This window comes from Pseudomonas sp. KBN12P06040, assembly GCF_037574965.1.
GTDB lineage: Bacteria > Pseudomonadota > Gammaproteobacteria > Pseudomonadales > Pseudomonadaceae > Pseudomonas > Pseudomonas aeruginosa.
Window position 1 is genome coordinate 3,385,934 of the sequence record NZ_JBBELS010000001.1, and the last position, 25,850, is coordinate 3,411,783.

Annotated in this window: 24 protein-coding genes; 8 read left to right on the forward strand and 16 right to left on the reverse strand. The window is 68.4% G+C overall.

What is annotated here, in order from left to right; translation table 11 throughout:
* Nucleotides 1-350: 350 nt before the first annotated feature.
* Together exaC and pedF are read right to left on the reverse strand one after the other, a co-directional pair.
* On the reverse strand, nucleotides 351-1,871 hold the full coding sequence (gene exaC, locus VQ067_RS15930; protein ID WP_023094760.1) for an acetaldehyde dehydrogenase ExaC: 1,521 nt from the start codon (nucleotides 1,869-1,871) through the stop codon (nucleotides 351-353).
* Between the two features lie 86 nt (nucleotides 1,872-1,957).
* Nucleotides 1,958-2,395 carry a cytochrome c-550 PedF gene (pedF, locus tag VQ067_RS15935; protein ID WP_003088533.1) on the reverse strand — a complete coding sequence of 146 codons (438 nt, stop codon included), beginning with the start codon at nucleotides 2,393-2,395 and terminating at the stop codon, nucleotides 1,958-1,960.
* A gap of 312 nt (nucleotides 2,396-2,707) precedes the next feature.
* Between pedF and exaA the strand changes: the two genes are divergently transcribed.
* Together exaA and VQ067_RS15945 are read left to right on the forward strand one after the other, a co-directional pair.
* On the forward strand, nucleotides 2,708-4,579 hold the full coding sequence (gene exaA, locus VQ067_RS15940) for a quinoprotein ethanol dehydrogenase (RefSeq protein WP_003088524.1): 1,872 nt from the start codon (nucleotides 2,708-2,710) through the stop codon (nucleotides 4,577-4,579).
* A gap of 53 nt (nucleotides 4,580-4,632) precedes the next feature.
* Complete coding sequence (locus tag VQ067_RS15945; protein ID WP_003139757.1) at nucleotides 4,633-5,280, forward strand: pentapeptide repeat-containing protein; 648 nt, start codon at nucleotides 4,633-4,635, stop codon at nucleotides 5,278-5,280.
* A 26-nt stretch (nucleotides 5,281-5,306) separates the two neighbouring features.
* Here the strand turns inward: VQ067_RS15945 and VQ067_RS15950 are convergent, their stop codons facing one another.
* From VQ067_RS15950 to VQ067_RS15960, 3 genes are read right to left on the reverse strand one after another with little or no spacing between them, the layout of a single operon-like run.
* Nucleotides 5,307-5,984: a response regulator transcription factor gene (locus VQ067_RS15950; protein ID WP_023091895.1), complete on the reverse strand. Its 678-nt coding sequence runs from the start codon at nucleotides 5,982-5,984 to the stop codon at nucleotides 5,307-5,309.
* A gap of 12 nt (nucleotides 5,985-5,996) precedes the next feature.
* Nucleotides 5,997-6,647 carry a sensor histidine kinase gene (locus VQ067_RS15955; RefSeq protein ID WP_003139766.1) on the reverse strand — a complete coding sequence of 217 codons (651 nt, stop codon included), beginning with the start codon at nucleotides 6,645-6,647 and terminating at the stop codon, nucleotides 5,997-5,999.
* A gap of 8 nt (nucleotides 6,648-6,655) precedes the next feature.
* A complete protein-coding gene (locus tag VQ067_RS15960; protein WP_003088510.1) occupies nucleotides 6,656-6,796 on the reverse strand; it encodes a hypothetical protein in 141 nt (46 codons plus the stop codon).
* Nucleotides 6,797-7,311: 515 nt separating this feature from the next.
* On the opposite strand from VQ067_RS15960, the gene agmR reads away from it, so the two are divergent.
* Together agmR and VQ067_RS15970 are read left to right on the forward strand one after the other, a co-directional pair.
* Nucleotides 7,312-7,977: a response regulator AgmR gene (agmR, locus tag VQ067_RS15965; RefSeq protein WP_340080858.1), complete on the forward strand. Its 666-nt coding sequence runs from the start codon at nucleotides 7,312-7,314 to the stop codon at nucleotides 7,975-7,977.
* 9 nt (nucleotides 7,978-7,986) lie between these two features.
* A complete protein-coding gene (locus tag VQ067_RS15970; protein ID WP_033991029.1) occupies nucleotides 7,987-8,850 on the forward strand; it encodes a DMT family transporter in 864 nt (287 codons plus the stop codon).
* Nucleotide 8,851: 1 nt separating this feature from the next.
* On the opposite strand, the gene nahK is transcribed toward VQ067_RS15970, so the two are convergent.
* The 5 genes from nahK to VQ067_RS15995 all read right to left on the reverse strand — a co-directional run bounded on the left by nahK (nucleotide 8,852) and on the right by VQ067_RS15995 (nucleotide 18,266).
* Entirely contained in the window at nucleotides 8,852-11,497 is a 2,646-nt protein-coding gene (nahK, locus tag VQ067_RS15975) for a hybrid sensor histidine kinase/response regulator NahK/ErcS' (protein WP_074241316.1), read from the reverse strand.
* Nucleotides 11,427-12,590 carry a nitric oxide-sensing protein NosP gene (gene nosP, locus VQ067_RS15980; protein ID WP_003139768.1) on the reverse strand — a complete coding sequence of 388 codons (1,164 nt, stop codon included), beginning with the start codon at nucleotides 12,588-12,590 and terminating at the stop codon, nucleotides 11,427-11,429. Before nosP ends, nahK begins: the two co-directional genes overlap by 71 nt.
* A gap of 102 nt (nucleotides 12,591-12,692) precedes the next feature.
* Nucleotides 12,693-13,892 (reverse strand): porin, encoded by a 1,200-nt coding sequence (locus VQ067_RS15985; protein ID WP_003139769.1) that lies wholly within the window; start codon nucleotides 13,890-13,892, stop codon nucleotides 12,693-12,695.
* A 266-nt stretch (nucleotides 13,893-14,158) separates the two neighbouring features.
* Nucleotides 14,159-16,486 carry a pyrroloquinoline quinone biosynthesis protein PqqF gene (gene pqqF, locus VQ067_RS15990; RefSeq protein ID WP_052156529.1) on the reverse strand — a complete coding sequence of 776 codons (2,328 nt, stop codon included), beginning with the start codon at nucleotides 16,484-16,486 and terminating at the stop codon, nucleotides 14,159-14,161.
* Nucleotides 16,487-16,562: 76 nt separating this feature from the next.
* A complete protein-coding gene (locus tag VQ067_RS15995; RefSeq protein ID WP_003139773.1) occupies nucleotides 16,563-18,266 on the reverse strand; it encodes a phosphoethanolamine transferase in 1,704 nt (567 codons plus the stop codon).
* A gap of 526 nt (nucleotides 18,267-18,792) precedes the next feature.
* Between VQ067_RS15995 and brnQ the strand changes: the two genes are divergently transcribed.
* The gene (gene brnQ / locus VQ067_RS16000; RefSeq protein WP_003113469.1) at nucleotides 18,793-20,106 is read left to right on the forward strand and encodes a branched-chain amino acid transport system II carrier protein; all 1,314 of its coding nucleotides are present in this window, start codon (nucleotides 18,793-18,795) and stop codon (nucleotides 20,104-20,106) included.
* A 235-nt stretch (nucleotides 20,107-20,341) separates the two neighbouring features.
* Nucleotides 20,342-20,581: a hypothetical protein gene (locus VQ067_RS16005; protein ID WP_003088496.1), complete on the forward strand. Its 240-nt coding sequence runs from the start codon at nucleotides 20,342-20,344 to the stop codon at nucleotides 20,579-20,581.
* Nucleotides 20,582-20,647: 66 nt separating this feature from the next.
* Here the strand turns inward: VQ067_RS16005 and VQ067_RS16010 are convergent, their stop codons facing one another.
* Nucleotides 20,648-20,995 carry an I78 family peptidase inhibitor gene (locus VQ067_RS16010; protein WP_023101326.1) on the reverse strand — a complete coding sequence of 116 codons (348 nt, stop codon included), beginning with the start codon at nucleotides 20,993-20,995 and terminating at the stop codon, nucleotides 20,648-20,650.
* Between the two features lie 91 nt (nucleotides 20,996-21,086).
* On the reverse strand, nucleotides 21,087-21,320 hold the full coding sequence (locus tag VQ067_RS16015) for a hypothetical protein (protein WP_003111311.1): 234 nt from the start codon (nucleotides 21,318-21,320) through the stop codon (nucleotides 21,087-21,089).
* A gap of 184 nt (nucleotides 21,321-21,504) precedes the next feature.
* Between VQ067_RS16015 and VQ067_RS16020 the strand changes: the two genes are divergently transcribed.
* The gene (locus tag VQ067_RS16020) at nucleotides 21,505-22,005 is read left to right on the forward strand and encodes a hypothetical protein (protein WP_003139775.1); all 501 of its coding nucleotides are present in this window, start codon (nucleotides 21,505-21,507) and stop codon (nucleotides 22,003-22,005) included.
* Between the two features lie 20 nt (nucleotides 22,006-22,025).
* On the opposite strand, the gene VQ067_RS16025 is transcribed toward VQ067_RS16020, so the two are convergent.
* Entirely contained in the window at nucleotides 22,026-22,397 is a 372-nt protein-coding gene (locus VQ067_RS16025; protein ID WP_003139776.1) for a 5-carboxymethyl-2-hydroxymuconate Delta-isomerase, read from the reverse strand.
* 129 nt (nucleotides 22,398-22,526) lie between these two features.
* Nucleotides 22,527-22,862 carry a hypothetical protein gene (locus VQ067_RS16030; RefSeq protein WP_003119150.1) on the reverse strand — a complete coding sequence of 112 codons (336 nt, stop codon included), beginning with the start codon at nucleotides 22,860-22,862 and terminating at the stop codon, nucleotides 22,527-22,529.
* A 304-nt stretch (nucleotides 22,863-23,166) separates the two neighbouring features.
* Between VQ067_RS16030 and VQ067_RS16035 the strand changes: the two genes are divergently transcribed.
* Nucleotides 23,167-24,756 (forward strand): ABC-F family ATPase, encoded by a 1,590-nt coding sequence (locus tag VQ067_RS16035; protein WP_003111315.1) that lies wholly within the window; start codon nucleotides 23,167-23,169, stop codon nucleotides 24,754-24,756.
* 85 nt (nucleotides 24,757-24,841) lie between these two features.
* On the opposite strand, the gene VQ067_RS16040 is transcribed toward VQ067_RS16035, so the two are convergent.
* Both VQ067_RS16040 and azoR2 read right to left on the reverse strand, forming a co-directional pair.
* Nucleotides 24,842-25,108 carry a hypothetical protein gene (locus VQ067_RS16040; RefSeq protein ID WP_003088334.1) on the reverse strand — a complete coding sequence of 89 codons (267 nt, stop codon included), beginning with the start codon at nucleotides 25,106-25,108 and terminating at the stop codon, nucleotides 24,842-24,844.
* A gap of 106 nt (nucleotides 25,109-25,214) precedes the next feature.
* Entirely contained in the window at nucleotides 25,215-25,823 is a 609-nt protein-coding gene (azoR2, locus tag VQ067_RS16045) for an FMN-dependent NADH-azoreductase AzoR2 (protein ID WP_023094763.1), read from the reverse strand.
* Nucleotides 25,824-25,850 lie beyond the last annotated feature (27 nt).

A 25,850-nucleotide genomic window follows, 5' to 3' on the forward strand; every position in this document is an offset into this window, starting at 1 on the left:
ATCCTCTCTGGTGGGGCCGGGCGATTCCGGCAGGTCGAGTTAAACATCAGCGGGGCTCGCTCCGAATGAGACTTTCGAAGGAGTTTTCCCCCTGATTTGGTAGGGACTGCCTGTTCCGCCCAAGGTTCGCCGGGAGATCGCCGTTGCGCCCCCCTGGTTCGCCCTGGTGCAGGGCAGAAGCCTAGTCCATGCCGGGGCGGCGGCGAGGCGAAAAAAAAGACGCGGCCAGGGCCGCGTCGCGCCAGAACCCGCCATGGGGAAAGCCGCGTCGGGACGCGGGACGAGCGCACCCGCAGGTGCCTTGGCGGAAAGGCCGCGGGTCGGAGCGATCCGCGGCGGCTGAGGACCGCTCAGAAGAAGCCCAGCGGGTCGATGTCGTAGCTCACCAGCAGGTTCTTGGTCTGCTGGTAGTGGTCGAGCATCATCTTGTGCGTCTCGCGACCGACGCCGGACTTCTTGTAGCCGCCGAACGCGGCGTGGGCCGGGTACAGGTGGTAGCAGTTGGTCCACACGCGACCGGCCTTGATCCCGCGGCCCATGCGGTAGGCGCGGTTGATGTCGCGGGTCCAGAGGCCGGCGCCGAGGCCGTACTCGGTGTCGTTGGCGATGGCCAGGGCCTCGGCTTCGTCCTTGAAGGTGGTGACGCCGACCACCGGGCCGAAGATTTCCTCCTGGAACACGCGCATGCCGTTGTGCCCCTTGAGCAGGGTCGGCTGGATGTAGTAGCCGCTGGCCAGGTTGCCTTCGAGCTTCTCGACGCTGCCGCCGGTGAGCACTTCGGCGCCTTCCTGCTGGGCGATGTCGAGGTAGGAGAGGATCTTCTCGTACTGCTGCTGGGAGGCCTGGGCGCCGACCATGGTCTCGGTGTCCAGCGGGTCGCCGCGCTTGATCGCCCTGACCTTCTTCAGCACCTCTTCCATGAACGCCGGGTAGATCGACTCCTGGACCAGCGCGCGGGACGGGCAGGTGCACACCTCGCCCTGGTTGAAGAAGGCCAGCACCAGGCCCTCGGCGGCCTTCTCGATGAACGCCGGTTCGGCCTGCATGATGTCTTCGAAGTAGATGTTCGGGCTCTTGCCGCCCAGCTCGACGGTGGAGGGAATAATGTTCTCCGCCGCACACTTGAGGATGTGCGAGCCGACCGGGGTGGAACCGGTGAAGGCGATTTTGGCGATGCGCTTGCTGGTGGCCAGGGCCTCGCCGGCCTCCCTGCCGAAGCCCTGGACGACGTTGAGCACGCCCGGCGGCAGCAGGTCGCCGATGAGTTCCAGCAGCACGCAGATGCCCAGCGGGGTCTGCTCGGCCGGCTTGAGCACCACGCAGTTGCCGGCGGCCAGCGCCGGGGCCAGCTTCCAGGCGGCCATCAGCAGCGGGAAGTTCCACGGGATGATCTGCCCGACCACGCCCAGCGGCTCATGGATGTGGTAGGCCACGGTGCTGTCGTTGATCTCGGCGGCGGAGCCTTCCTGGGCGCGAATGCAGCCGGCGAAGTAGCGGAAGTGGTCGGCGGCCAGGGGGATGTCGGCGTTGAGGGTCTCGCGCACGGCCTTGCCGTTGTCCCAGGTCTCGGTGACGGCGAGCAGTTCCAGGTTCTGCTCGATGCGGTCGGCGATCTTCAGCAGGATGTTCGAACGCTCCTGCACCGAGGTACGGCCCCAGGCGTCGGCGGCGGCGTGGGCGGCGTCGAGGGCCTTGTCGATGTCCTCGGCGGTGGAACGGGGGAACTCGGCGATCGGCTGGCCGTTCACCGGCGAGGTGTTGGTGAAGTACTGGCCCTTGACCGGAGGCACGAACTCGCCGCCGATGTAGTTGCCGTAGCGAGGCTTGAAGGTGACGACGGCACCGGGGGTTCCGGGCGCTGCGTAGATCATGGCGAAGCTCTCCTGTGTGGTCGTTCCGCCGTGGCGCGGCGGACTCGTGCAAGGGCGCCGCGGTCGGCGGCGAAGGGTCGGGCGCGTCACTCGTCGACGTGCACGCTTTCCAGATAGCTGCGGATCGCCCAGAGGCCTTCCTGGCTGATGAAGTCGGCCATCTTCGGCATGTACACCGCGCCATCGCGCACCGCGCCGTTGATGACCCGCTCCTTGAACCATTCGTCGCCCTCGGCGCCGGTCTCCAGCAGGCGCAGGTCCGGGGCGATGCCGCCGGACTTGGCTTCCAGGCCGTGGCAGCGCGCGCAGTTCTGGTTGTAGGCGGAGGCGCCGATCTCGACGGCGAGGTCGTGCTTGGCGTAGGGCTCGCGGTAGGGGTTGGTGTCGCGCCATTCCTTGCCCAGCGGCTCGAGTCCCTTGGTGTCCACTGCCTGGGGGGTCACATCGCCGTGGGCCAGCGCCAGGCTCGAGAGGCTGAGACCGGCCAGCACCAGCAGGCCGCGCAAGGCGTTGTTCTTGTTCATCACTTCATTCCTCCGGGGAGACAGGACAAGGCACGGGCGCCAAACGGCGCTCATCGCCATCCTAGGAAGCTCCGCCGCGCGCCCGAATCCTGCTTTGGGCGTCCTCGCCTACTCCCTTCGGAGTAGAGCCTCGGAAGGCCTAACGTGGGGCTTTGGCAGCAAGTCCAAGTCATGCCCCGTCCGGGAAGTCTTCCCGGCCGAATCGGGCGATCTTCCGTTCCCGTCGGCGCGCCCCGCTTCCACCATGAAGCCGCCGCGGCCCGAGCAGCGGCCTGCCGTTTCTCGACCCTCACTCCAAACGGGAACCCGATCATGACAACAAGAACCTCACCCGCCCCTGCCGGCCTCCTGCGCCCGAGCCTGCACTGCCTCGCCTTCGCCGTCGCCCTGGGCAGCGCTGGCGCCGCGCTGGCCAAGGATGTGACCTGGGAGGACATCGCCAACGACGACAAGACCACCGGCGACGTGCTGCAGTACGGCATGGGCACCCACGCCCAGCGCTGGAGCCCGCTCAAGCAGGTCAACGCCGACAACGTGTTCAAGCTGACCCCGGCCTGGTCGTACTCCTTCGGCGACGAGAAACAGCGCGGCCAGGAGTCCCAGGCCATCGTCAGCGACGGCGTGATCTACGTGACCGCCTCCTACTCGCGGCTGTTCGCCCTCGACGCGAAGACCGGCAAGCGCCTGTGGACCTACAACCACCGCCTGCCCGACGACATCCGCCCGTGCTGCGACGTGGTCAACCGCGGCGCCGCGATCTATGGCGACAAGGTGTTCTTCGGCACCCTCGACGCCTCGGTGGTGGCGCTGAACAAGAACACCGGCAAGGTGGTGTGGAAGAAGAAGTTCGCCGATCACGGCGCCGGCTACACCATGACTGGCGCGCCGACCATCGTGAAGGACGGCAAGACCGGCAAGGTCCTGCTGATCCACGGCAGTTCGGGCGACGAGTTCGGCGTGGTCGGCCGCCTGTTCGCCCGCGATCCGGATACCGGCGAGGAAATCTGGATGCGTCCCTTCGTCGAAGGCCACATGGGCCGCCTGAACGGCAAGGACAGCACGGTGACCGGCGACGTCAAGGCGCCCTCCTGGCCGGACGATCGCAACTCGCCGACCGGCAAGGTCGAGTCGTGGAGCCACGGCGGCGGCGCTCCCTGGCAGAGCGCCAGTTTCGACGCCGAGACCAACACCATCATCGTCGGCGCCGGCAACCCCGGCCCGTGGAACACCTGGGCGCGCACCGCCAAGGGCGGCAACCCGCACGACTACGACAGCCTCTACACCTCCGGCCAGGTCGGGGTGGACCCGAGCAGCGGCGAGGTGAAGTGGTTCTACCAGCACACCCCCAACGACGCCTGGGACTTCTCCGGCAACAACGAACTGGTGCTGTTCGACTACAAGGCCAAGGACGGCAAGATCGTCAAGGCCACCGCCCACGCCGACCGCAACGGCTTCTTCTATGTGGTCGACCGCAGCAACGGCAAGTTGCAGAACGCCTTCCCCTTCGTCGACAACATCACCTGGGCCAGCCACATCGACCTGAAGACCGGCCGCCCGGTGGAGCGCGAGGGCCAGCGCCCGCCGCTGCCGGAACCGGGGCAGAAGCATGGCAAGGCGGTGGAAGTATCGCCGCCGTTCCTCGGCGGCAAGAACTGGAACCCGATGGCCTACAGCCAGGACACCGGCCTGTTCTACGTGCCGGCCAACCACTGGAAGGAAGACTACTGGACCGAGGAGGTCAGCTATACGAAGGGCAGCGCCTACCTGGGCATGGGCTTCCGGATCAAGCGCATGTACGACGACCACGTCGGCAGCCTGCGCGCCATGGACCCGGTCAGCGGCAAGGTGGTCTGGGAACACAAGGAACACCTGCCGCTCTGGGCCGGGGTGCTGGCCACCGCCGGCAACCTGGTGTTCACCGGCACCGGCGACGGCTACTTCAAGGCCTTCGACGCGAAGAGCGGCAAGGAGCTGTGGAAATTCCAGACCGGCAGCGGCATCGTCTCGCCACCGATCACCTGGGAACAGGACGGCGAGCAGTACCTCGGCGTGACCGTCGGCTACGGCGGCGCCGTGCCGCTGTGGGGCGGCGACATGGCCGACCTGACCCGGCCGGTGGCCCAGGGCGGTTCCTTCTGGGTATTCAAGCTGCCCAGCTGGGACAACCGCACCGCCAGCCGCTGATCCCCGCGCCGCGCCCTGCGAGGCGCGGCTTTCCCCGCCTGCGGAGTATCCCGATGAAGACCTTCCTCCTCTGCGCCACCCTGCTCGGCGCCGGCCTGGCCCAGGCCGCCGACGACATCGACGACGTCCGCGTCATCGCCGGCTGCCGCCTGGAGCCCGGCGCGCGCTGCGCCAAGGCCGACTTGCGCGGCGCCGACCTGCGCAACCTCGACCTCGGCCGCATCGACCTGGCCGGCGCCGATCTCTCCGGCGCCGACCTGCGTCACGCCAGGCTCGACCTGGCCAACCTGGAAAAAGCCAACCTGCGTGGTGCCGACCTCACCCGCGCCAGCCTGCAGCAAGCCAACCTGCGCGGCGCCGACCTCTCCGGCGCCAGGGCGGTGGCGATCCAGGCCTGGGGCCTGTTCGCCCAGGGCGCCCAGTGGCAAGGCGCCGACCTCACCGCCGCCTACCTGGAGTTCGCCCGTCTCAGCGGCGGCCGCCTGCACCAGGCCACGCTGCGCGCCGCCGACCTGGAGATGACCTGGCTGTCCCGCGCCGATCTCAAGGGCGCCGACCTGCGCGACGCCAACCTGCAGGAAGTCAAGCTGGCCGAGGCCAACCTGGAGGATGCCGACCTGCGCGGCAGCAAGGTGCGCTTCGGCAACTTCCAGGGCAGCAACATGCAGGGTTGCAAGGATTGCCCCGCGGGCTGGCAGTGAAGCGCCGGACAGCAGCGACGTCGCCCCTAGCCGAGGCTGCCGCGAGCCTCCTCGGCGAGCGGCAGCGGCAGGCCCAGCCGCAGCACGCCGCTGTCGATGGCCCGGTGCACCAGTTCCGCCTGGGTACTCACCTGCAACTTCTGCTTGAGCAGGCTGACATGGTTGGACACGGTCTTGGCGCTTACCCCCAGGTGCTCGGCCACCTCGCGCAGGGCCAGGCCACGCGCGAGCAGGCGGAAGATCTCGAACTCGCGACGGGTCAGCCCGCGCAACGCTGCCCCGCCCTGCTCTTCCCACGACTGGCAGGCCAGGCGCGTGGCCAGGGGCTGCTCCAGATAGAGCTGGCCGGCGAGCACTCGCCGTATCGCCTCCAGCAGCACCGTCGGCGCCGCGCGCTTGGTCACGTAGCCGCGGGCACCGGCATCCAGCGCCTGGCGCACCAGGGCCAGTTCGTCGTGGAGGCTGAAGAACAGCACACGCAACTGCGGCAGGCGCTGGCGCAGCCGGCGAGTTAGTTCCAGGCCGCTGATGCCCGGCAGGCCGAGATCGACGATGACCAGCGAAGGAATGTCCCGCTGCACCGCCTGCAAGGCTTCTTCGCCATCGCCGGCCTCGCTCACCTCCACGTCGGGGAGCAGCCCGCGCAACAGCGCGGCCAGCCCTTCGCGGACCACGAAATGATCGTCCACCAGCAGGATCTTCATCGTCCTCTCCTCTCAGTCGCCGCGTTCCAGCGGCATCCGCAGGCGCAACGCCAGGCCCTGTCCGGGACGGCTGCGCAGGCTCAGTTCAGCGCCCAGGCAGCGCGCGCGCTGGCGCATCGAGTCCAGGCCGAAGCCGGGTGCCGGGTCCGCCGCGCAGCCGCGACCGTCGTCGCGTACGCTCAGGTAGAGAAAGCCGCCACGGCGTTGCAGGCGGATCCGCACGCGGCTGGCGCCGGCATGCCGGGCGACGTTGTTCAGCGCCTCCTGCAACAGGCGGTAGAGATGGGTCCCGGCCGCCGCATCCAGGGGCGGCAGCGGACCGCCCAGGCGCAGCTCGCAGGCGATGCCCTGGCCTTCCTGCCAGTCCGCCACGCAGGCGCGCAGCGCCTCGTCCAGCGACTGGCGTTGCAGGGCCGGCGGCGGTAGACCGCGCAGCAGCGCGCGGAAGCTGTCGTCCAGCCCCTGGCAGTAGCGTTCCAGGCGTGCCAGCGCCGGCTGCCCGGCGCCTGCCGTGCAGCGCAGCAACAACAGTTGGGTGCGGATACCCGTCAGGTACTGGCCGATATCGTCATGCACCGCCTGGGCCAGCAAGCGCCGCTCGCGCTCCTGCACGGCGAGCAGCCAGCGGTACTCCGCCGGGCCGGCGGGTCGCAGGTCATCCATGGCGTGGCTCAGGGGGCGATCCGACAGGCCTGTCCGACGGCGCAGGCGGCAGGTCTTTCCTGGCCGAGGTGGCGGGAATAGAGGAAATCGAACCCGAGCAGGCTGAGGATCAGCAGGATGGGCAACACCAGGGTGACGGCGATGCGCATGGCGGCGACTCCTGTCCATTGTCGTTGTCGAGACATGCTAGGACGCGCGGAGCCACGGCGTGCTACTACCTTGGTACTGCCGGGCCGCTACTTTTGCGCGGCCACCCGCCTCCAGCCGCCCTTGCGGGCGCCGCCGATGCAGCAGGAGCGCTGCGCAAGCGCCTGGTCCTGCTACTTTGGTACTGGTTCACCCCTCCGGACGTCGAATTTCCAAAGCAGCGCGCCTGCCCTGTAATGACGCATACAAGAAGAAACGACGAGAAGCCGCCATGCCCCGCCTTGCCTTGCCCCGCGTAGCGCCCGACTACCCTGCGGCGGTCCCGCCGCAGTACCGAGTTCGCCTTCTCCGCCTACCCGGCTGCCGACCGTCCGCGACGCGTCCCCGGCAGCGCGCGGCGGAACGCCCGCCCGCTGGGCTATCGCGCCCACGACTGCTACCGTGAGCGCATTCGCATCCGCCCGCGTGCCCCGAGCCGCCACCAGCCGCCCATAACGACAATAACGAGGTGCAGGCCATGTACAAGATCCTGATCGCCGACGACCACCCGCTGTTCCGCGAGGCCATCCACAATGTCATCGCCGACGGATTCCCCGGCAGCGAAGTGATGGAAACCGCCGACCTCGACAGCGCCCTGGGCCTGACCCAGGAACACGACGACCTCGACCTGATCCTGCTCGACCTGAACATGCCCGGCATGCACGGCCTCAACGGCCTGATGAACCTGCGCAACGAGGCCCCGACCATTCCCGTGGTTATCGTCTCCGCCGAGCAGGACAAGCAGGTGGTGCTACAGGCCATCACCTACGGCGCGGTGGGCTTCATCACCAAGTCCTCGCCACGCGCGCAGATGACCGAAGCCATCGAGCAGATCCTCAACGGCAACGTCTACCTGCCCTCGGACGTGATCCGCACCCAGAAGAGTTCGCCGCGACGCAGCGGCCACGAAGAACACGGCATCTCCCCGGAACTGCTCCAGGCCCTGACCCGCAAGCAGCTGCTGGTGCTGGAGCAGATGACCAAGGGCGAGTCGAACAAGCAGATCGCCTACAACCTGGACATCGCCGAGACCACGGTGAAGGCGCACGTCTCGGCGATCCTGCGCAAGCTCAAGGTACACAACCGGGTCCAGGCGATCCTCAGCGCCGGCGACATCGACTTCGCCGCCTACCTGCGCCGCTGAGACCCGCCGATGCCCGACCGCCGTACCCTGCTGCTCACTGTCCTGGCGTTGCTGGCCTTCGCCGGCAATTCGCTGCTCTGCCGCGCGGCGCTGAAGGACACCGCCATCGACGCGGTCAGTTTCACCGCCCTGCGTCTCTTCTCCGGCGCCCTCATGCTCGCCGTCCTGCTGCATCTGCGCCGGCGCCCGGCCACGCCCGCGCGCGGCGGCTGGCGCGGGGCGGCGGCGCTGTTCGTCTACGCGGCCGCGTTCTCCTACGCCTACGTGCAGCTGGACGCCGGCACCGGCGCGCTGCTGCTGTTCGGCGCGGTGCAGGTCACCCTGCTGCTGGCCGGCCTGCTGCGCGGCGAACGGCTGGGCGGACAGGCGCTGCTCGGTTTCCTGCTGGCCCTGGGCGGCCTGCTGTTCCTGTTGCTCCCCGGAGCCAGCGCGCCGCCGCTGGGCGGTGCCCTGCTGATGCTCCTGTCCGGCCTCGCCTGGGGCCTCTATACCCTGCTCGGCCGCGGCGGCGGCGATCCGCTGGCGGTCAGCGCGGGCAACTTCCTGCGTGCCCTTGCCTTCGCCGCCCTGCTGCTCCTGGCATTCCACGGGCAGTTGCGGCTGGACGGCGCCGGGCTGGCCTATGCCCTGCTTTCCGGCGCCCTCGCCTCCGGCCTCGGCTACGCCGTCTGGTACAGCGCACTGCCGGGGCTGACGGCGATCCAGGGCGCCTCGGTGCAGCTCAGCGTGCCGGTGCTCGCCGCCCTCTGCGGCGCCCTGCTGCTCGGCGAGCCGCTCGCCCCGCGATTGCCGCCGGCGACCCTGGCGGTGCTCGGCGGGATCGCCCTGATCCTCGCCCCGCGCCTGGGCCGCGCGGCACGCGAAGGCGCCTGAATCAGACCGAGGCTTCGCGCTCCAGCAAGTGGCAGAGCGCGGTCTTCAGCTTCATCGGCCGCACCGGCTTGTGCATCAGGGTATGGCCAAGCTCGCGAACCTGCTGCTTGAGTTCGTTGCTGTAGTTGGCTGTGATCATCAGCGCCGGCAGCGGCGAGCCGCGCCGGGCGTTGATCGCGGCGACCGCGTCGACGCCGTTGCGCTGGTCGTCGAGGTGATAGTCGACGATCAGCAGGTCGGCCTCGGCATGGTAGTTGTCGACCTGTCGCGCCAGGTCTTCCTCCGACAGCGCCGTCACTACCCGGCAGCCCCAGGCTTCGAGCAACGTGCGCATGCCGGCGCAGATCGCCGCATCGTTGTCCAGCACCCACACCCGCGAACCACGCAGGCGCTCGCGCAGGTCGTCCGCGCTGGCCAGCGGCTCGGCGCGACTGCGCGGGGCATGGCGGGCCAGCGGTACCTCGATGGCGAAGCATGAGCCCTTGCCCGGCAGCGAGCCGACCCGGACCCGGTGGCCGAGCATGCGGGCGATCTTGTCGACGATCGCCAGTCCCAGGCCGAGCCCGCGGTCCTGGTGGCAACGCTGCGACTCGCCGCGCTTGAATTCCTGGAAAATCTCGCCGAGCTTGTCGGCGGCGATGCCCACCCCGGTGTCCCAGACCTCGATCGACAGGCGCTGCCGATGCCGGCGGCAACCCAGCAGCACGCGCCCTCGCGGGGTATAGCGGATGGCGTTGGAAAGCAGGTTGCGGAGGATTCGCGCGAGCAGTTGCTGGTCGCTGCGGACCAGCGCCCCGCAGGCCACGAAGTCCAGGCGTAGCCCTTCGCTGGCGGCTACCTGGCGGTACTCCGCGGCCAGGTTGCCGAGCAGTTCGCCAAGCTCGAACGGGGCGATGTCCGGGGTGATCACGCCGGCGTCCAGCTTGGAAATGTCCACCAGGGTGCCGAGCAGGTTCTCCACGTCCTCCAGCGAATGGCTGATGTTGTTCACCAGCGCCTCGTTGTCCCGCGCCGCGCTGCCGCGCTCCTGCAAGGCGCTGGTGAACAGCCGCGCGGCGTTCAGCGGTTGCAGCAGGTCGTGGCTGACCGCCGCGAGGAACTTGGTCTTCGACAGGTTGGCCTGTTCCGCCTCGCGCTTGGCCTCGCGCAGGCGCGCCTCGACCTGGCTGCGCTCGTGGATCTCGCGCTTGAACTGGTCGTTGAGGGTGGTCAGCTCGGCGGTCCGCTCGCGCACCCGCTGTTCGAGGTTCTGGTAGGCCTGGTGCAGCGCCTCGGCGGTCCGCCGGCGCTCGGTGATATCCCGAATCAGCACGAACAGCCCGGCGACCCGGCCGTCGGCCTGGCGGTTCGGCACGTAGGAGCGCTGCATGTAGCGCTCCTCGCCGGACAACGCGGTCTCGGCGATCTCGAAGGTCACGCTTTCGCCGGCCAGGGCCCGCTCGAAGTACGGTTCCAGGCGCCGGCAGTGCTCGGCGCCATGCACGTCGCGCAGGCAGCGGCCGAGCATCGAGCCGCTGGGCCAGCGGTACCACTCCTCGTAGACCTTGTTGGTGAATTCGTAGACCAGTTCGTCGCTGAGATAGGCGATCAGCGCCGGCACCTGGTCGGTGATCAGGCGGATCCAGCGCTCGCTGGCGCGCAACGCCTCGGCGTGGCGATAGCGTTCGGTGATGTCGGTGAAGGTGTTGACGAAGCCGCCGGTGGGCAGCGCATGGGTACGGATCTCCAGCACCCGGCCATCGAACAGGCGCTGCTCGCGGGCGCTCAGCGGACTCCCCTGGGAGTCCTGGCTGCACGGCGTGAGCAACGGCAATTCGCTCTCCGCCATGACTTCGGCGAAGGCCCGGTGCCCGGCGATCGGCGCCAGCCCGCAGAGTTCCAGGAAGCGCCGGTTCCACAACTCCAGCACGCCGTCGGCGCCGACCATCGCCACGCCCTGGGAGAGGTTGTCCACCGCCCGCTGCAACAGGTGCGACTTCTGCGCCAGCGCCTGCTCGCGGCGCGCGGTCTCGCTGAGCTTGATCTCGGTGACGTCGCTGTAGAGCACCGCCAGCCCGCCGTCGCGGGTCGGCCGTTCGCTCATCCGCAGCCAGCGCTCGTCGCGCAGGCGATACAGGGTCTGCTGGTCGCCGCCGCGCTGTTCCTCGACGATCAGCCCGCCGCTGCGCGCCAGCCGGTGCAGTTCGGCGCGGCGCATGCCAGGACCGATCCGCGCCCGGCTGTCGACCCACAGCGCGCGGAAGCGCTCGTTGAACAGCACGATGCGCTGCTGCGGATCGAACAGGACGAAGGCGTCGGAGATGCTTTCGATGGCGTCGAGCAGATGCTGGTGGGCGGTCTCGGCACGCAGGCGAGCGTCGCTGAGCAACTGGTTGCTGGCCTTCAGTTCGAGCATCGTCTGGCTCAGCGCGTCGGTGCGCTCGCGGACCTGCTCGGCCAGCACCACGGAATACTGGAAGGCGCCGTAGGCCTCGTCGCTCTGCGCGGCGCTCGACTCGATGCGTCCGATCAGCGCCTGGTTGATCCGCTGCAACTTGTGCCGCTCTTCTTCGAGGGCGACGACCCGCGCCTGCAGCTCAGCGACGGACACCTCCGCGGGGTCGGCCAATGGCGACCCCGGTGAAGGTCTGGTTGATATGCATGCCATTGAATTGCTCTCCGTAGGTGTTGAAGCCGATCACCTGCTGGCTGCGGAGAAACGCGGCGGTCGCTTGCGTGTCACCGCCGACCTCCAGCTCCAGGCGCCGCAGGAAGCAGTCGCAACCGATGGTCAGCAACGGCGGTCCGAGGCGCTCGTGGAGGCGGCGGAACTGCGCCTCCAGGTTGGGCAACAGCGGGCCGGTGCTCATCGCGGTGAGAACGATGCCGTTCTCCACCGCACAGTAGAACGTCAGGCTCAGGTCCTCGTTGGCCTGCTGGATCGAGCGCACGTAATAGCGTTCGTCGACCCGCACCGCCAGCGGATGCGCGGAGAACAGGGCGAAATCCAGCGCCTGCGGCGCCACCCCGACCAGCCGGGCGTATTCCAGCGCCGCCGGCTCGGCGTTGAGTTCGTGGACCCGCCGGCTGCCGCTGTCGGCGCGGGTCACCACCAACTTTTCGGCGCGCGGCACCACGTGATGGGTGGTGAAGACCTCGAAGTCCAACCAGGTGTTGACCAGCACCACCACTGCCGCCCCGGTATGGAACTGGCCCTGGTGGTAGACATGGGTGTGGGTCAGGTGCCGGTCGTCGCCGGCCGAGCCACCGAAATGCGGGATCGCGCCGAGCGCCGCGCCAAGCGCGGCGAGCACCACCTCTTCGCGGCTGGACAGGCCGTCGAGCAAGGTCAGGGCGAAACTGTGGTCCTTGATCGGCGCCAGGCCGCCGCGGCGACAGCCGGCCACCAGGGTCTCGACCATCTGCTGCGCGTCCAGCAGGCTGAAGCGCTCCATTTCGTCGATCAGCGCGCTGCTGATGGCGAAGCTGCGCACGTCGAAGCCCACCGCGCTGACGCAGCCGCGCCCGTAGCCCGCCGGAGTGATCTCGCCGGCGGTGGTGCAGCCGACCAGGTCGATGCCGCCGAAGTAGCGTTCGAGCATCTCGCCGAGGGCCGGCAGGTCGTATTCCGCGGAACAGAAGAACAGCACGAAGCCCAGGTGCGGATGGATAAGCTGGCGCGCCAGGTCCTGGGCCACCACTTCGACGTCGCGCGCGCTGGACATGCCCCTGCAGACCCCTTCCCCCTGCCCTTCGTACATGCCCGCTCCCCCGTCGTTCCGCCTCGCCAGCATTCTACGAAGGGCGCCGCCGCGGCCCCTATCCTACTTGGGTCGCGGCGGGGTCCTTCGAAAGTAGCGGTATCACCAGTTCAATACGGCGCCGAGGGCCACGGTGTCGGTGTCCTCGTCGAGCGCGGCACCGTCGCGCCCGTCGATCCGGTAGCGGTTCAGCTCGGCGACCAGCTTGAGGTTGTCGTTGATCGTGCGGAAATAGGCGATGCCGCGACTCTCGTAGTCGGCCGCGGAACCCAGGCCGTTGCCGTCGTCGACGGTCTTGCCGTAGGACAGCGCCAGGCGGTTCTTGCCCCATGAATACGAGCCCTGCAGCAATGCGCCGCGGCTGTCCACTTCGCGCAGCGCGGCTTCGCCGGCGTTGTTGGTGAAGAACGGATTGATGCCCTTGGCGGTGAACCCCGAACCGGTCACGGAGAAACCGCCCATCTTCACCTGCAAGCCATAGCCGACCCCCTTGGAAGTCACGCTGTCGACGCTGTCGCTGGTGTTCTTCGAAGTCTGGTAGCCGCCGTTGATCCAGCTGTAGACCTGCGCCCCGGCCAGGTCGAACTGGTAGCTGACCTCGCTCTCGTAGCGCGGGTTGTCCTGGTAGGCCTTGTCGTCGAGGCCGTCGCTGGCGTCTTTGTCGATCTGGTTGGAGTCGATCGGGTCGAGGATGCCCACGGCGATGCGCAGGCCGGGCAGCAGGTCGTTGTTGCGGTAGGTGATCTGCGAGGTGGGGAACGGGTACGGATAGCCGGTGCCGATGTTGCCGAAGGAGACGCCCTTGCCGTCCACCAGGCCGAGGGTGTCGCTGGGGTTGCCGAAACCGGCCAGCAGTTCGTCGAGGAAGATGTTCGAGCGCGAGAACAGGCCGAAGTCCTTGCCGATCAGCACCTCGCCCCAGTCGCCGGCGACCGTGCCGTAGAACTGACGGACGTCGATGGCGGTATCGGTGCCGTCGGTCTCGCTGTCGTTGATGGTCACCCAGAAGGAAGCGCGACCACCGAGGCTCAGCTCGTCGACCTTCCTGCCGAAGTTGAAGCCGATGTAGTTCGGCAGGAATCCCATCTTCACCCGCGACTGGCGGCGATCGTAGGTCTCGCCCTGGCGGTCGACGTCGCTGTTGACGTAGAAGGCATTGAAGTAGCCGTCGGTGGAAAAGGTGGTCTCGTCCTTGTCGTACAGCAGGATATCGGCGGCGGCCGGTTGCAGGCCGCCCAGGGCACCCAGCGAGGCCAGGGTCAGCGGCAGGATTCGGCGAACGGCGGTGTTGTTCTTGTTCATGGCGCACTCCGCGAGGTGAAACGACCGGGCCGGTCGTGGCGGAGCCGATTATCGAAACCGGGAAAGCCCGGCCATACGCTTCCTTGGGCCTGCTTCGACGCTTCTTCATGGTGGGCGTGGGTGCCGCTGCGCAAGGCGCGGGCAGCGCTCCTCCGGCGGTAGCGCAACCTTGGTCGCGGCGGGAGCGCCACCGAAGCAGCGCGGCTTTCGACCTAACGCCGCAGTGACGCCGGCAAGGCTGTCGTCGAGTTACCGCGTGGCTCGCTTCAGCGCCGGCTGGAAAGCACCCACCAGCCGCCGCGCGCCTCCAGAAACCGGGCCTGGGCCGCGAGCAGGTCGTCGCCGCTCAGGCCGAGAGCGGCCTCGGCGAGCAGCCGGGAGCGACCGGCGCCACCGCCAAGGTGCTCCGCCCAGGCGCGCCGTGCTCGCTCGGCGAAGCTACCCGGCGCTCGGCGCAGGTCGTCGGCGAGGGCTTCGCGCAGGCCGGCCAGGCGTTGCTCCGGCAGTTGCGCGAGCGCCTCGACGGAGCGCTGGAGGAAGGTCTCCATATGCTCCAGCAGGCGTTCCGGGCAGGCACGCGGGGATTGCGCGGCGAACAGCAGGCCGCGCCGGGCGCCGACCTCGCGGAAACCGCAGAACAACGCGTAGCCCAGTTGCAGCTCGTCGCGCAGGCGCCGCTGGAAGGCCGGTTCGTGCAGGCGCGCCAGCAAGCGCCAGGCCGCCTCCATCGGCACCTCCGGCGAGGGCAGCGGACAGAACAGCAGCAACGCCGACTCGCCGTCCACGGCCAGTTCGCGGCGATGCCGTCCGGGCCTCGGCGGCAGAGGCGCCAGGCGCTCGCCGGCAGCCTGGCCGGGCATCCATCGGGGATCTGGCATCGCGGCCTGCATGACCAAGGCGTCCCAGCGCGTCCGCCGCCAGTCGTCGACCTCCGCCAGCGGCTCGCCGAGTAGGCCGGGCAAGGCGTCCAGCAACTGCCGGATCGGCAGGCCAGTGGCGCTGCGGCGCCGCTCGGCGGAGGACAGACGCTCGCCGTTTGCGCGCCAGTCGGGCGGCGCCGCGAGGAGCCGGGCCAGGGCCGGGCGCACGGCGGCCTCGAGGCGATCGCGCGGACCGAGCAGGCTCAGCGACCAGTCTTCGCCGAGCGCCTCCAGGCCCATCTCCACTCCCCCCAGGCGCGCCTGGCCGCACAGCGGACGCAACGCCTGGCGCAGCGCCAGGAAGCGTGACCGTGCGGGAACACCGGGAAAGCGCCAGCGCAGGAACAGCGCGCCCTCGGCGGCGGCACTGGGCGGCAACGGCAGTTCGAAGCGCCAGGCATGCCGCTGCGCGGTCAGCGGCGGCGCTGCGGCAACCGGCGCCACGCTCAGGCGGAAGCCCGCCGACCAGCGCGCTTCGGCGCCGTCGAGTTCGCTGTCCAGGTGCAGCCGCAGGCAACGGTCGGCGCGCAGCGCGTCCAGGCAGGCCGGGCGAATCTCCGCTGGCAGGCCAAGAACGCGCTGGCGTAGTCGCTCCAGCGGTGCAGTGGGCTCCGCCAGCAACGGCCGGCGCGCCGCCAGCAGGCTGGCGGCATCGTCGCGCAGGGCGCCCAGCCAGTCGAAAAAGGCCGCCTCCAGCGCCGCCGCCGCGCTGCCGTCGAACAGTTCGAAGGTCAACGCCAGGAGCGCCTGCCGCGCGTCCCGATGAACCACCCGCAGCGCCGCCGATTCGCCCAGGCCCTGTTCGCCGAGTGCCGCCAGCAACCCGCCCGGCGAGCGATCGCCGAGCAATTCGGCGAACGCCAGCAGGGTCTGTTCGTCGGCCTCCCGCAAAGCGTCGAGGGCAAAGCCCAGCACCAGCCGCGGCGGTCCCGGCAGGCGCAGCGCCAGCGCTTCGCCGGCGAAGGGCAGCAACGGCGGCGGCGGCGGACTCGCGCCTGGCGCGCGCCCCGGTAGGTCGGCGCAGGCACGCTGCGCCAGCCTCTCCAGCTCGTCCAGTGCCTGCGGCCCTTGCAGCCATAGCTGGCAATTGCCGGCGTGATAGTGGGCGGCATGGAATTCGCGCAGGGCCCGCTGGAACGCATCGTTCTCCAGGGCCAGGCTGTCGCGGCGCCCGGCAGCGAAACGCCGCAGGGGGTGTCCGGCGGGCAGGCCGAGGGCCAGCGCTGCGTCGATCAGGGTCTGCTCGTCGGCCGAGCGCGCCAGGTATTCGGCCTCGAGTACTTCGCGCTCGCGCCGTTGCGCATCGATGTCCAGCAAGGGGCGGGCGAGCATGTCGATCAGCCGTGCCAGACCGGCGCCAAGGTGCTCCGCCGTCACCTCGAAGAAATAGTCGGTGGTCCTGCCCCGGGTGCTGGCGTTGACCTGGCCGCCGCGCACCTGCAACCACGGCATCAGGCGCTCGTCGCCGGGAAACGCCGCGCCACCGAGAAACGACAGGTGCTCGAGGAAGTGGGCCAGGCCGGGATGCGCGCTCGGCTCGTCGTGGCTGCCCGCCGCCACCCGCAGCCAGGCAGCGGCGCGCGATGCCGCCGGATCATGCGCCAGGTGCAGGCGCAGGCCGTTGGGCAGCACGCAGGCGCGGCTCCTGGGGTTGTGTTGGGCGTGGCGATCCATGGGCGTCCTCGCGGGTTCCGAGGCTGAACCTTACCCTTCCGCGAGGCGAAGGAAATAGTCCTTTCGCCGGGTCGTATCAGGAAGCCGGCGGCTCCTGGCCAGACGCTTCCTCGGAGTACAGCGCCCGTCCGCCGTCGGCCTTGAGCGCCTGCAGGACCTCGGGCGCACGGCACGGGGCGAACAGGTCGAGGCCGGGATCGTAGGCGCCGGTGCGCACTTCCAGCAGGCCGAGCATCGAGTGGAACAGGTTGTCCTGGGACAGCTCCTCGTTGCTGCGCTGGCGCAGGCAGCCACTGTCGAGGCCGAAGGCGCTCTGGTAGCCGGGCGAGAACCAGGCCAGCATGCCGACGTGCTTCTGCTGGTCCGGCGCCAGCAGGTAAGGCGTGCCATGCAGGTAGAGGTTGTACTCGCCGAGCGACTCGCCATGGTCGGAGAGGTAGAGCATGCCGGTATCGATGCGCTCTTCGTTCTTGCGCAGCAGGTCGATCAGGCTGGCCAGCACGTGGTCGGTGTACAGCAGGGTGTTGTCGTAGCCGTTGATGATGCTGTCCCGCGAGCAGGCGCTGAAGTCGTTGCTGGCGCAGACCGGGGTAAACTTCTCGTACTCCCTGGGATAACGCTTGAAGTAGGCCGGGCCGTGGCTGCCCATCTGGTGCAGGACCAGCACGGTGTCCTGTTGCAGCCCGTCGATGAAGGCCTGCAAGTCGCGCAGGAGGATCTCGTCATGACACTCGCCGCCGGCGCACAGGGCCGGGTCCTTGCTCTCGCTCAGGTCCTGGAAGGCGACGCGGTCGCAGGTGCCCTTGCAGCCGGACTGGTTGTCCCGCCACAGGACCCGCAGGCCTGCGCGCTGCAACACATCGAGAAGGCCTTCCTGGGTGCGCGCGCGAGCGTCGCTGTAGTCCGCGCGGCCCAGGTTGGAGAACATGCAGGGCACCGACACCGCGGTCTCGGTACCGCAGGAGTGCACGTTGGAGAAGTTGATCAGGCCCTCCTCGGCCTTCAGCCGCGGGTTGGTCTCGCGAGCGTAGCCGTTGAGGCCGAAGTTCTGCGCCCGCGCGCTCTCACCCACCACCAGCACGGTCAGCGACTTGCGCGCATGGCCCTGCCACAGGTCGGCGCGCCGGGCATCGACGGCGATCGGCCGCAGCGGCTGGCTGGCGGCCTGGGCCTGGCCCTTGGCGTAGCCGATGGCGGCGCCGACCAGGTTGCTCGGGGTGACCTGCAGGCGCAGTTCCTTGTTGTTGCGGAACAGCGAGGACAGCCCCTGGTAATTGGCCAGCGCCACCCCGGCGAGCAGCGCCAGGCAGGCGAGCGCCACCAGCAGCTTGCTCAGCAGCTCGCGTGGCCACGGCCGGTAGCGCACCGGCGTGCGCCACAGCAGCCAGACCGGCAGCGCGCCAAGCAACGCCAGGTAGACGGCGAGCTTCGGCGAAAGCAGGTCGGCGACCTCGGCCGGGTTGGTCTGCATGACGTTGCGCAGCATGCCGACGTCCATCAGCACGCCGTACTGGGTCATGAAGTAGGTGGTGCCGGCGGCCGCCAGGATCAGCAGGGTCAGCGCCGGCTTGAGCAGCCAGCGGAACGCCAGCAGGGTCAGCGCCAGGTTGAAGATCGCGGCGATCATCAGGCCGACCGCCAGCATCATGCCGAGGCCCTGCCAGCCCGCCGGGGTGATCGCCAGCAGGCGTTGCCACAGCGGCAGGTTGTAGAACAGCAGGAAGGCGAGGCTGACCAGCAGGGTCAGCAGTTCGGGACGGACGGCGCGGGCTTTCGACATGGGCACGGATCTTCACTGACTTCCGGGTTGCCGTGCGCAGCGTTGCCCCTGGCAGCACTCGACGACGGCGGCAGTCTGCTCGGCGATCCGTCAATCTTTCGTGAAGAATACCTACAGAAAACGTAACCCTTCAGAAGCGCCGCAGCCCTTGTGTTCCGGGGCTTTCAGCCGGATTGCAAAAAGTTCGCGGGAAGCTTTCCGGGCGTTTTCCGGGTTCGCCGGCATACCCCCCGCATGGCGCCGCCGACGCAGGCGGAAGACAGCAAGCGGCAAGGAGCGCGGAGCGCTCCGGCGCTGGCGCCTACGGACTGTTCTGATTGCGACGTCGTTTTTCAACAAAAGGACAGCCAGACCAATGTCTATCCCGCGACCCCGGCATTTTCGTTAGCATGCCAAGTTTCCGGCCCGGCTCCCACAAGGACAGCGGCCGCCTCCCCTGCTCGTCCCATCCAGATGAGTGCCGTTTCCCCTACCCCCCGGGAAACCCTTCTGTGAATTTCCTCGAGCAGCGCGGTACCTCTCCAGCATGAACGCTTTGAAAGGCCGGGACATCCTGGCGCTTGGTTTTATGACCTTTGCCCTGTTCGTCGGGGCCGGCAACATCATCTTCCCGCCCATCGTCGGCTTGCAGTCCGGCCCCCATGTGTGGCTGGCGGCGCTGGGCTTCCTGATCACCGCGGTGGGGCTGCCGGTGATCACCGTGATCGCCCTGGCCAAGGTCGGCGGTTCGGTCGACGCCCTCAGCCATCCGATCGGCAGGTATGCCGGCGGCCTGCTGGCGGCGGTCTGCTACCTGGCGGTCGGCCCGCTGTTCGCCATTCCGCGCACCGCCACGGTGTCCTTCGAGGTCGGCGTGGTGCCGCTGCTCGGCGAGAGCGGCACGGCGCTGTTCGTCTACAGCCTGGCGTACTTCCTCCTCGCCCTGGCCATCTCCCTCTACCCCGGTCGCCTGCTGGACACCGTCGGACGCTTCCTCGCCCCGCTGAAGATCCTTGCCCTGGCGATTCTCGGCGTCGCCGCCTTCCTCTGGCCCGCCGGCCCGATCGGCACGGCCCAGCCGGAGTACACCCAGGCCGCGTTCTCCCAGGGTTTCGTCAACGGCTACCTGACCATGGACACCCTCGCCGCGCTGGTCTTCGGCATCGTCATCGTCAACGCCATCCGTTCCCGCGGCGTGCAGTCGCCGCGGCTGATCACCCGCTACGCCATCGTCGCCGGGCTGATCGCCGGCGTCGGCCTGGTGCTGGTCTACGTCAGCCTGTTCCGGCTCGGCGCCGGCAGCCATGCCATCGCCGCCGACGCCAGCAACGGCGCGGCAGTCCTGCACGCCTACGTGCAACATACCTTCGGCAGCCTCGGCAGCTCGTTCCTGGCGGGACTTATCGCGCTGGCCTGCCTGGTCACCGCGGTCGGCCTGACCTGCGCCTGCGCCGAGTACTTCTGCCAGCGCCTGCCGCTGTCCTACCGCAGCCTGGTGATCATCCTGGCAGGGTTCTCCTTCATCGTTTCCAACCTCGGCCTGACCAAGCTGATCCAGGTCTCGATCCCGGTGCTCACCGCGATCTATCCGCCCTGCATCGTGCTGGTGGCGCTGAGCTTCTGCATCGGCCTCTGGCATTCGGCGACGCGCATCCTCGCCCCGGTGATGCTGGTTTCCCTGGCGTTCGGCGTGCTCGATGCCCTGAAGGCGGCGGGCCTGGGCCAGGACTTCCCGCAATGGCTGCTGCACCTGCCGCTGGCCGAACAGGGCCTGGCCTGGTTGATCCCCTCGGTCGCCACCCTCGCCGCCTGCAGCCTGGTCGACCGCCTGCTGGGCAAGCCCGCGCAAGTCGCCGCCTGAGCAGGCCCCAGCGGCCTGCCGCCTGTTCTCCCGGCCAAGCGCGGGACATGCCGGCGGGCGGCGCCAATCGCGGCGTCCGCCCCCCGGCCCGGCTGGCGCCTGCCGCCGCCGGCAGCGCTTCTTCCCGCGTTCAGCCGAACGAATAAGCACTATCGAGCGGGATGATTTCTAGCGCAGCGGCGCGGTTGTTAGCCTTTCGACCATTCCCCCAGGAAAGCGAATCCAGGAGCCGGTCATGGCCAAGGCACTCATCAGCGTACTGTTGTTCTCCCTCGCCCTCGCCGGCTGCGCCAGCGACTACAACCCCTCTCGCCCGTACAGCAGCGACGAGGTCAGGCAACTGGCGCTGGAAGACCTGGCCCGGCGCAGCCTGTCGTTCGAGGAATACCAGGCCAAGCGTCAGGCAATTCTCGAGGAAAAACCGCAAACCGCCGTCAGCCAGTCCAACGCCGCCCTACGCAGTACCGCCATCTGAGGCCTTTTCGAACGGCCAAGAGAAAGCCCCGCGATGCGGGGCTTCTTCGTATTCGGGGCTGGGCGGTCAGCCGCAGGACAGGCGCTTGATCACCAGCGTGTCGTCGACATCGATGTTCAGCCGGCGCGGGTTGTAGTCCATGGTCACCGCATCGTGCGGGCGCAGCGCCCGGGCGACTTCCGCTCCGGCGGCGCGGCGGGCCTCCTCGACGATGGCCGCGGAAGCCTGCTTGCCGACATAGGCCTGCACCGCATTGGCATCGCAACGGCCGTCCGCTGCCGGGGTGGTCGCGGGCGCGCTGGCGCTGCCGGTGGCTACGCTGGCGCCTTCGGTGGACGGGCTGTCGCCGTTGCTGCTGCAACCGGCGAGCAGGGCCGCGAGAACGAGTGCACTGGAAAACTGCTTCAAAGGCATACCGCCTCCTCTGATCTTCTGGGATCGCCACCTTACCAGTGGCATGGGTTTCCTGGCGAAACTGCAATCCGCGCTGACAAATTCGCCAGCTTCAGTCGCCGCTCAGGCGCTGCAGTTCGCGACGCACCATGGCCGCGTATTCCGGCGGACGCAGGAGGTAGAGTTGGCCCGCGACCCAGTCCAGCCAGCGGCCGCCCTGTTCGGCGCGGGCGTCGAGCAGGCGCCGCGCCTCTTCCTCCGCCCGTTGCCGGTGCTGCCGATGGAATGCCTGGCGCTTCGACAGGCCGGAGGCATCTCCGGTTCGATCGTCGGGAGTGTCGGTCATGGCTCTCTTCGCAACCTGCTGCACAAGCCGGACATTCTAACCGCGGAACGCCGTTGCCGTTCGCGGCAAGCGCTTGCCTCCGCCCCGCCCTGCGCCATGCGCCGAGCCCTCTGGCGCGGGGTTCGGCGACCTGGCACGGCCCTTGCGACGGAGCGGCGGTCATTCATTTCCATGGAGGCAGGTCATGAACAGCATCGGTCCCGCCAGCCTTTCCGGCTGGTCTGCGCGTTACCCGAACAACCAGCGGCAAGCCAGCACCGAGATCGGCAACGGCGATCTGCTGAAACCGCGCCCCGCCCTCGGCACGCCATTGCGCAACGAGGCCGCCGATCCCGCCACGGAGTCCGCCCGCCAGGCCCTGGACGAGGGTTTCGCGAAGCTGAACCTGACGCTGAAGCAGAACCAGGCGAATGCCACTGCCGGCGCCAGCGAAGGCAAGTCGGCCTATGACGAGTTCAAGGAGTACATGCAGAAATCGCCCGCCGAGCGGATGCGCGAGCAGGTCCTGAAGAGCCTCGGCCTGACCGAGGAGGAACTGGACGCGATGCCGCCGGAGAAACGCGAACAGGTGGAGAAAGGCATCGGCGAACGCATGCGCGAGATGATCGCCATGCAGAACGGCCAGGCGCCGGGACGGCAAGAGGACCCGACGCAGGCCGGCGCGACGCTGAACGCCTGGATCTGAGCCAGGCGCGCGCCAGTCTCTCAGCGCTGCCGGGCGACGACGCGCTTGGCGTAGCTGGCGCGCTCCATCTCGCGCACTTCGACGCTGACCTGCACGCCCTCCTCGCCGCCGCCCGCCACCGCTCCGGCGAGCACCTCGCCCAGCACCTCGCCCAGCGCCTGGCGGGTCGCCGCGTCGCGCCCGTCGAGGATCGACAGGCAGGCATGCAGGTAGGCGCGCTCGACCGCTGCGGTTCCCTGCCGGTAGGCCTCCAGGGTGACGAAGCGCGACTTGATGTCCGCCTCGCCGAATTGCCCGGAAGCGAACAGCGCGGCATTGGCCTGCTCCAGCAGTTCGCCGGGGGACGTTTCGAGGCGGAGGTTGGCAGTGGCTTCGATAACGAGATGCGGCATGCTGGCGGGCCTTGCGGGGAATGGAGAGCGGGATTCTAGCGGCTCGACGAGCGATGCGACAGCCGGCCTGCGCCTGCGTGGCTCAGATCAACCCGGCGGCCGCGAAAGCCCGCGCGTAGATGGCGCGGATCAGCGCGTCTCGCAGGCCTGCCGCTGGCCCTTGGCCGGCGTGTACAGGTAGCCGGGCGTGTCGCCCGCCTGGCGGTACAGGACCGAACCGTCGCTATAGGAAATCGCGCTCAGCGCCTGGCCATCGGCGAGGCTGCGGACATCGCCGCCCAGCGACTGGACGCTGCTGCCGTCGGGCAGCTTGAGACTGGCGAAACCGTCGATCACCTCGAGTTTGCCGAAGTCTCCGCAGTGCAACGCCAGCGGCCCGGAAGCGGCCTTTCCGTCCGACGATGAATCCCCGCAACCGCCCAGCAGCGACAGAACCAACAACGCGGGGAGAACAGCGGGCTTCATCGGGGAGTCCTTTGCGGATGAGCGGAAGACGGGACTCTACCACCTGCCGGGCAGCGGGAAAAACCGCTTCGGCGTACGCTGTCATGCAACGGCAGGCGCACCTGTGAGACAATTCGCCGAATGCCAGGCATCACACCCCGCCTTCATCGCGCTACAGCCACGTCATGACGCTGGCTGCGGCACTCCACGAATGCCCGCAGGATCGACCCATGCTCCAGATGGAGCGCAGCGGAAAGCCGAGAACCGGTAGCAGACCGGTATCGCCACGGTCCAGGCGTGCGTAAGTCCTCTATAGGTAAAGAAGTTGATCTCCACCGCGAATATCACCATGCAGTTCGGCGCCAAGCCGCTGTTCGAGAACGTTTCCGTCAAGTTCGGCAACGGCAACCGCTACGGCCTGATCGGCGCCAACGGTTGCGGCAAGTCGACCTTCATGAAGATCCTCGGCAACGACCTGGAGCCGAGCGCCGGCCAGGTCATGCTGGAACCCAACGTGCGCCTGGGCAAGCTGCGCCAGGACCAGTTCGCCTACGAGGACTTCAGCGTCATCGATACGGTGATCATGGGCCACGAGGAACTCTGGGCGGTGAAGGCCGAGCGCGACCGCATCTACTCCCTGCCGGAAATGAGCGAGGCAGATGGCATGGCGGTGGCCGAGCTGGAAGTCCAGTTCGCCGAGTTCGACGGCTACACCGCCGAGTCCCGCGCCGGCGAGCTGCTGCTCGGCCTGGGCATCCCGCTGGAGCAGCACTTCGGCCCGATGAGCGCCGTCGCCCCCGGCTGGAAGCTGCGCGTGCTGCTGGCCCAGGCGCTGTTCTCGGACCCGGACGTGCTGCTGCTCGACGAACCGACCAACCACCTGGACATCAACACCATCCGCTGGCTGGAAGGCGTGCTCACCGCGCGCAACAGCACCATGATCATCATTTCCCACGATCGGCACTTCCTGAACAGCGTCTGCACCCACATGGCCGACCTGGACTACGGCGAGCTGCGCCTGTTCCCGGGCAACTACGACGAGTACATGACCGCCGCCGAACAGGCCCGCGAGCGCCTGCTGTCGGACAACGCCAAGAAGAAGGCGCAGATCGCCGAGCTGCAATCCTTCGTCAGCCGCTTCTCGGCCAACGCCTCCAAGGCCAAGCAGGCCACCAGCCGCGCCCGGCAGATCGACAAGATCCAGCTGGAAGAGGTCAAGCCGTCCAGCCGGGTCAGCCCGTTCATCCGCTTCGAGCAATACAAGAAGCTGCACCGCCAGGCGGTGACCGTGGAAAACATCAGCAAGGGCTATGACGGCAAGCCGCTGTTCAAAGGCCTGAGCCTGCAGGTCGAGGCCGGCGAGCGCGTCGCCATCATCGGCCCCAACGGCATCGGCAAGACCACCCTGTTGCGCTGCCTGGTCGGCGACCTGCCGGTGGACGGCGGCGAGGTGAAATGGACCGACAGCGCCGACGTCGGCTATTTCGCCCAGGACCATGCCGACGACTTCGCCGACGACATGAGCCTGTTCGACTGGATGGCCCAGTGGACCCAGGGCGGCGAACAACTGGTGCGCGGCACCCTCGGCCGCATGCTGTTCTCCAACGACGAGATCAAGAAGTCGGTGAAAGTGATCTCCGGCGGCGAGCAGGGCCGCATGCTGTTCGGCCGGCTGATCCTCAAGCGTCCCAACGTGCTGGTGATGGACGAGCCGACCAACCACCTGGACATGGAGTCCATCGAGGCGCTGAACCTGGCGCTGGACAACTATCCGGGCACGCTGATCTTCGTCAGCCACGACCGCGAATTCGTTTCCTCGCTGGCTACCCGCATCATCGAGCTGGGCGAGAACGGCGTGACCGACTTCAGCGGCAGCTACGACGACTACCTGCGCAGCCAGGGCGTGATCGTCTGAGTCCCCGTCGCGCAACGCAAAAGCCCCGCATCCGCGGGGCTTTTTCATTCCGGCATGGCCGCGCAGGGCCTATGGGGAGCGCGACTCAGTCGACGTAGCCGGCCATCATCGCCGCGCGGGTCGCCAGGCGCTGGCCCTCGGCGATCTTCTCGCGCTGTTCGGCGGTCAGCTCGCGGGGCGGGTGGTCCTTGATGTAGGCAGCCACGTTCACCCCGATGTAGACGATCAGGGCGGCGGCGATCAGGACGTTCTTCGGATTGATGTCCGAGCGCCGCTTGCAGGCTTCGCAGATGCCGTTCTCGACGAGACGGGTCGCTCGGGCGCCGCAGTTGCGGCAGTAACACGCGCTCACAGGCCGGTTCCTTGTGCTTGTAATTGTCCGGCCAATCTACACGCAGCGCGCCGCTGCGCACAACGCGAAAACCCCGCCGAAGCGGGGTTTTCCGATGACGCGGGGATCAGGCCGCGGCGAACTGCCCGGCGATCTGCCGGCGGGCGGCGGCGATGGCCTGGGCGCGGGGCTCCTCGCCATAGGCCAGGCCTTCGGCGCGAACCACTTCGATATCGGTGATGCCGAAGAAGCCCAGCACGGTGCGCAGGTAGCCTTCGTGGGCCGCGCCGGTCGGCTGGCCGGCATGCACGCCACCGGCGGTGGAGACGATCACCACTTTCTTGTCGCCGGCCAGGCCAACCGGGCCGTTCTCGGTGTAGCGGAAGGTCTTGCCGGCGACCGCGATGCGATCGATCCAGGCCTTGAGCTGGCTGGAGATGGTGAAGTTGTACATTGGCGCGCCGATGACCACGACGTCGGCGGCGAGGAACTCTTCCAGCACTTCTTCGCCCACTGCGGCTTCATGCTTCAGCGCGGCATCGCGCAGCTCCGCCGGGGTGCTGCCGGCGGCCAGGGTCAGGGCGGAGAAATGCGCCACCGCGTCGGCGGCCAGGTCGCGGTAGGTGACGTCAAGCCCGTCTTCGTTCTGCCGCCAGGCCTGGACCAGCTCGGCGCTCAGTTGGCGGGAAGCGGAGGCGTCGCCGAGGATGCTGGAATCGATGTGCAAAAGTTTCATGTCTCGCTCCTGAAAGTGGGGGATCGC

Excerpts from the sequence above, each read along its gene's own strand:
- exaC (WP_023094760.1), bottom strand. The coding sequence starts at position 1,871 with ATGATCTACGCAGCGCCCGGAACCCCCGGTGCCGTCGTCACCTTCAAG.
- pedF (WP_003088533.1), bottom strand. The coding sequence starts at position 2,395 with ATGAACAAGAACAACGCCTTGCGCGGCCTGCTGGTGCTGGCCGGTCTC.
- exaA (WP_003088524.1), top strand. The coding sequence starts at position 2,708 with ATGACAACAAGAACCTCACCCGCCCCTGCCGGCCTCCTGCGCCCGAGC.
- VQ067_RS15945 (WP_003139757.1), top strand. The coding sequence starts at position 4,633 with ATGAAGACCTTCCTCCTCTGCGCCACCCTGCTCGGCGCCGGCCTGGCC.
- VQ067_RS15950 (WP_023091895.1), bottom strand. The coding sequence starts at position 5,984 with ATGAAGATCCTGCTGGTGGACGATCATTTCGTGGTCCGCGAAGGGCTG.
- VQ067_RS15955 (WP_003139766.1), bottom strand. The coding sequence starts at position 6,647 with ATGGATGACCTGCGACCCGCCGGCCCGGCGGAGTACCGCTGGCTGCTC.
- VQ067_RS15960 (WP_003088510.1), bottom strand. The coding sequence starts at position 6,796 with ATGCGCATCGCCGTCACCCTGGTGTTGCCCATCCTGCTGATCCTCAGC.
- agmR (WP_340080858.1), top strand. The coding sequence starts at position 7,312 with ATGTACAAGATCCTGATCGCCGACGACCACCCGCTGTTCCGCGAGGCC.
- VQ067_RS15970 (WP_033991029.1), top strand. The coding sequence starts at position 7,987 with ATGCCCGACCGCCGTACCCTGCTGCTCACTGTCCTGGCGTTGCTGGCC.
- nahK (WP_074241316.1), bottom strand. The coding sequence starts at position 11,497 with ATGGCATGCATATCAACCAGACCTTCACCGGGGTCGCCATTGGCCGAC.
- nosP (WP_003139768.1), bottom strand. The coding sequence starts at position 12,590 with ATGTACGAAGGGCAGGGGGAAGGGGTCTGCAGGGGCATGTCCAGCGCG.
- VQ067_RS15985 (WP_003139769.1), bottom strand. The coding sequence starts at position 13,892 with ATGAACAAGAACAACACCGCCGTTCGCCGAATCCTGCCGCTGACCCTG.
- pqqF (WP_052156529.1), bottom strand. The coding sequence starts at position 16,486 with ATGGATCGCCACGCCCAACACAACCCCAGGAGCCGCGCCTGCGTGCTG.
- VQ067_RS15995 (WP_003139773.1), bottom strand. The coding sequence starts at position 18,266 with ATGTCGAAAGCCCGCGCCGTCCGTCCCGAACTGCTGACCCTGCTGGTC.
- brnQ (WP_003113469.1), top strand. The coding sequence starts at position 18,793 with ATGAACGCTTTGAAAGGCCGGGACATCCTGGCGCTTGGTTTTATGACC.
- VQ067_RS16005 (WP_003088496.1), top strand. The coding sequence starts at position 20,342 with ATGGCCAAGGCACTCATCAGCGTACTGTTGTTCTCCCTCGCCCTCGCC.
- VQ067_RS16010 (WP_023101326.1), bottom strand. The coding sequence starts at position 20,995 with ATGCCTTTGAAGCAGTTTTCCAGTGCACTCGTTCTCGCGGCCCTGCTC.
- VQ067_RS16015 (WP_003111311.1), bottom strand. The coding sequence starts at position 21,320 with ATGACCGACACTCCCGACGATCGAACCGGAGATGCCTCCGGCCTGTCG.
- VQ067_RS16020 (WP_003139775.1), top strand. The coding sequence starts at position 21,505 with ATGAACAGCATCGGTCCCGCCAGCCTTTCCGGCTGGTCTGCGCGTTAC.
- VQ067_RS16025 (WP_003139776.1), bottom strand. The coding sequence starts at position 22,397 with ATGCCGCATCTCGTTATCGAAGCCACTGCCAACCTCCGCCTCGAAACG.
- VQ067_RS16030 (WP_003119150.1), bottom strand. The coding sequence starts at position 22,862 with ATGAAGCCCGCTGTTCTCCCCGCGTTGTTGGTTCTGTCGCTGCTGGGC.
- azoR2 (WP_023094763.1), bottom strand. The coding sequence starts at position 25,823 with ATGAAACTTTTGCACATCGATTCCAGCATCCTCGGCGACGCCTCCGCT.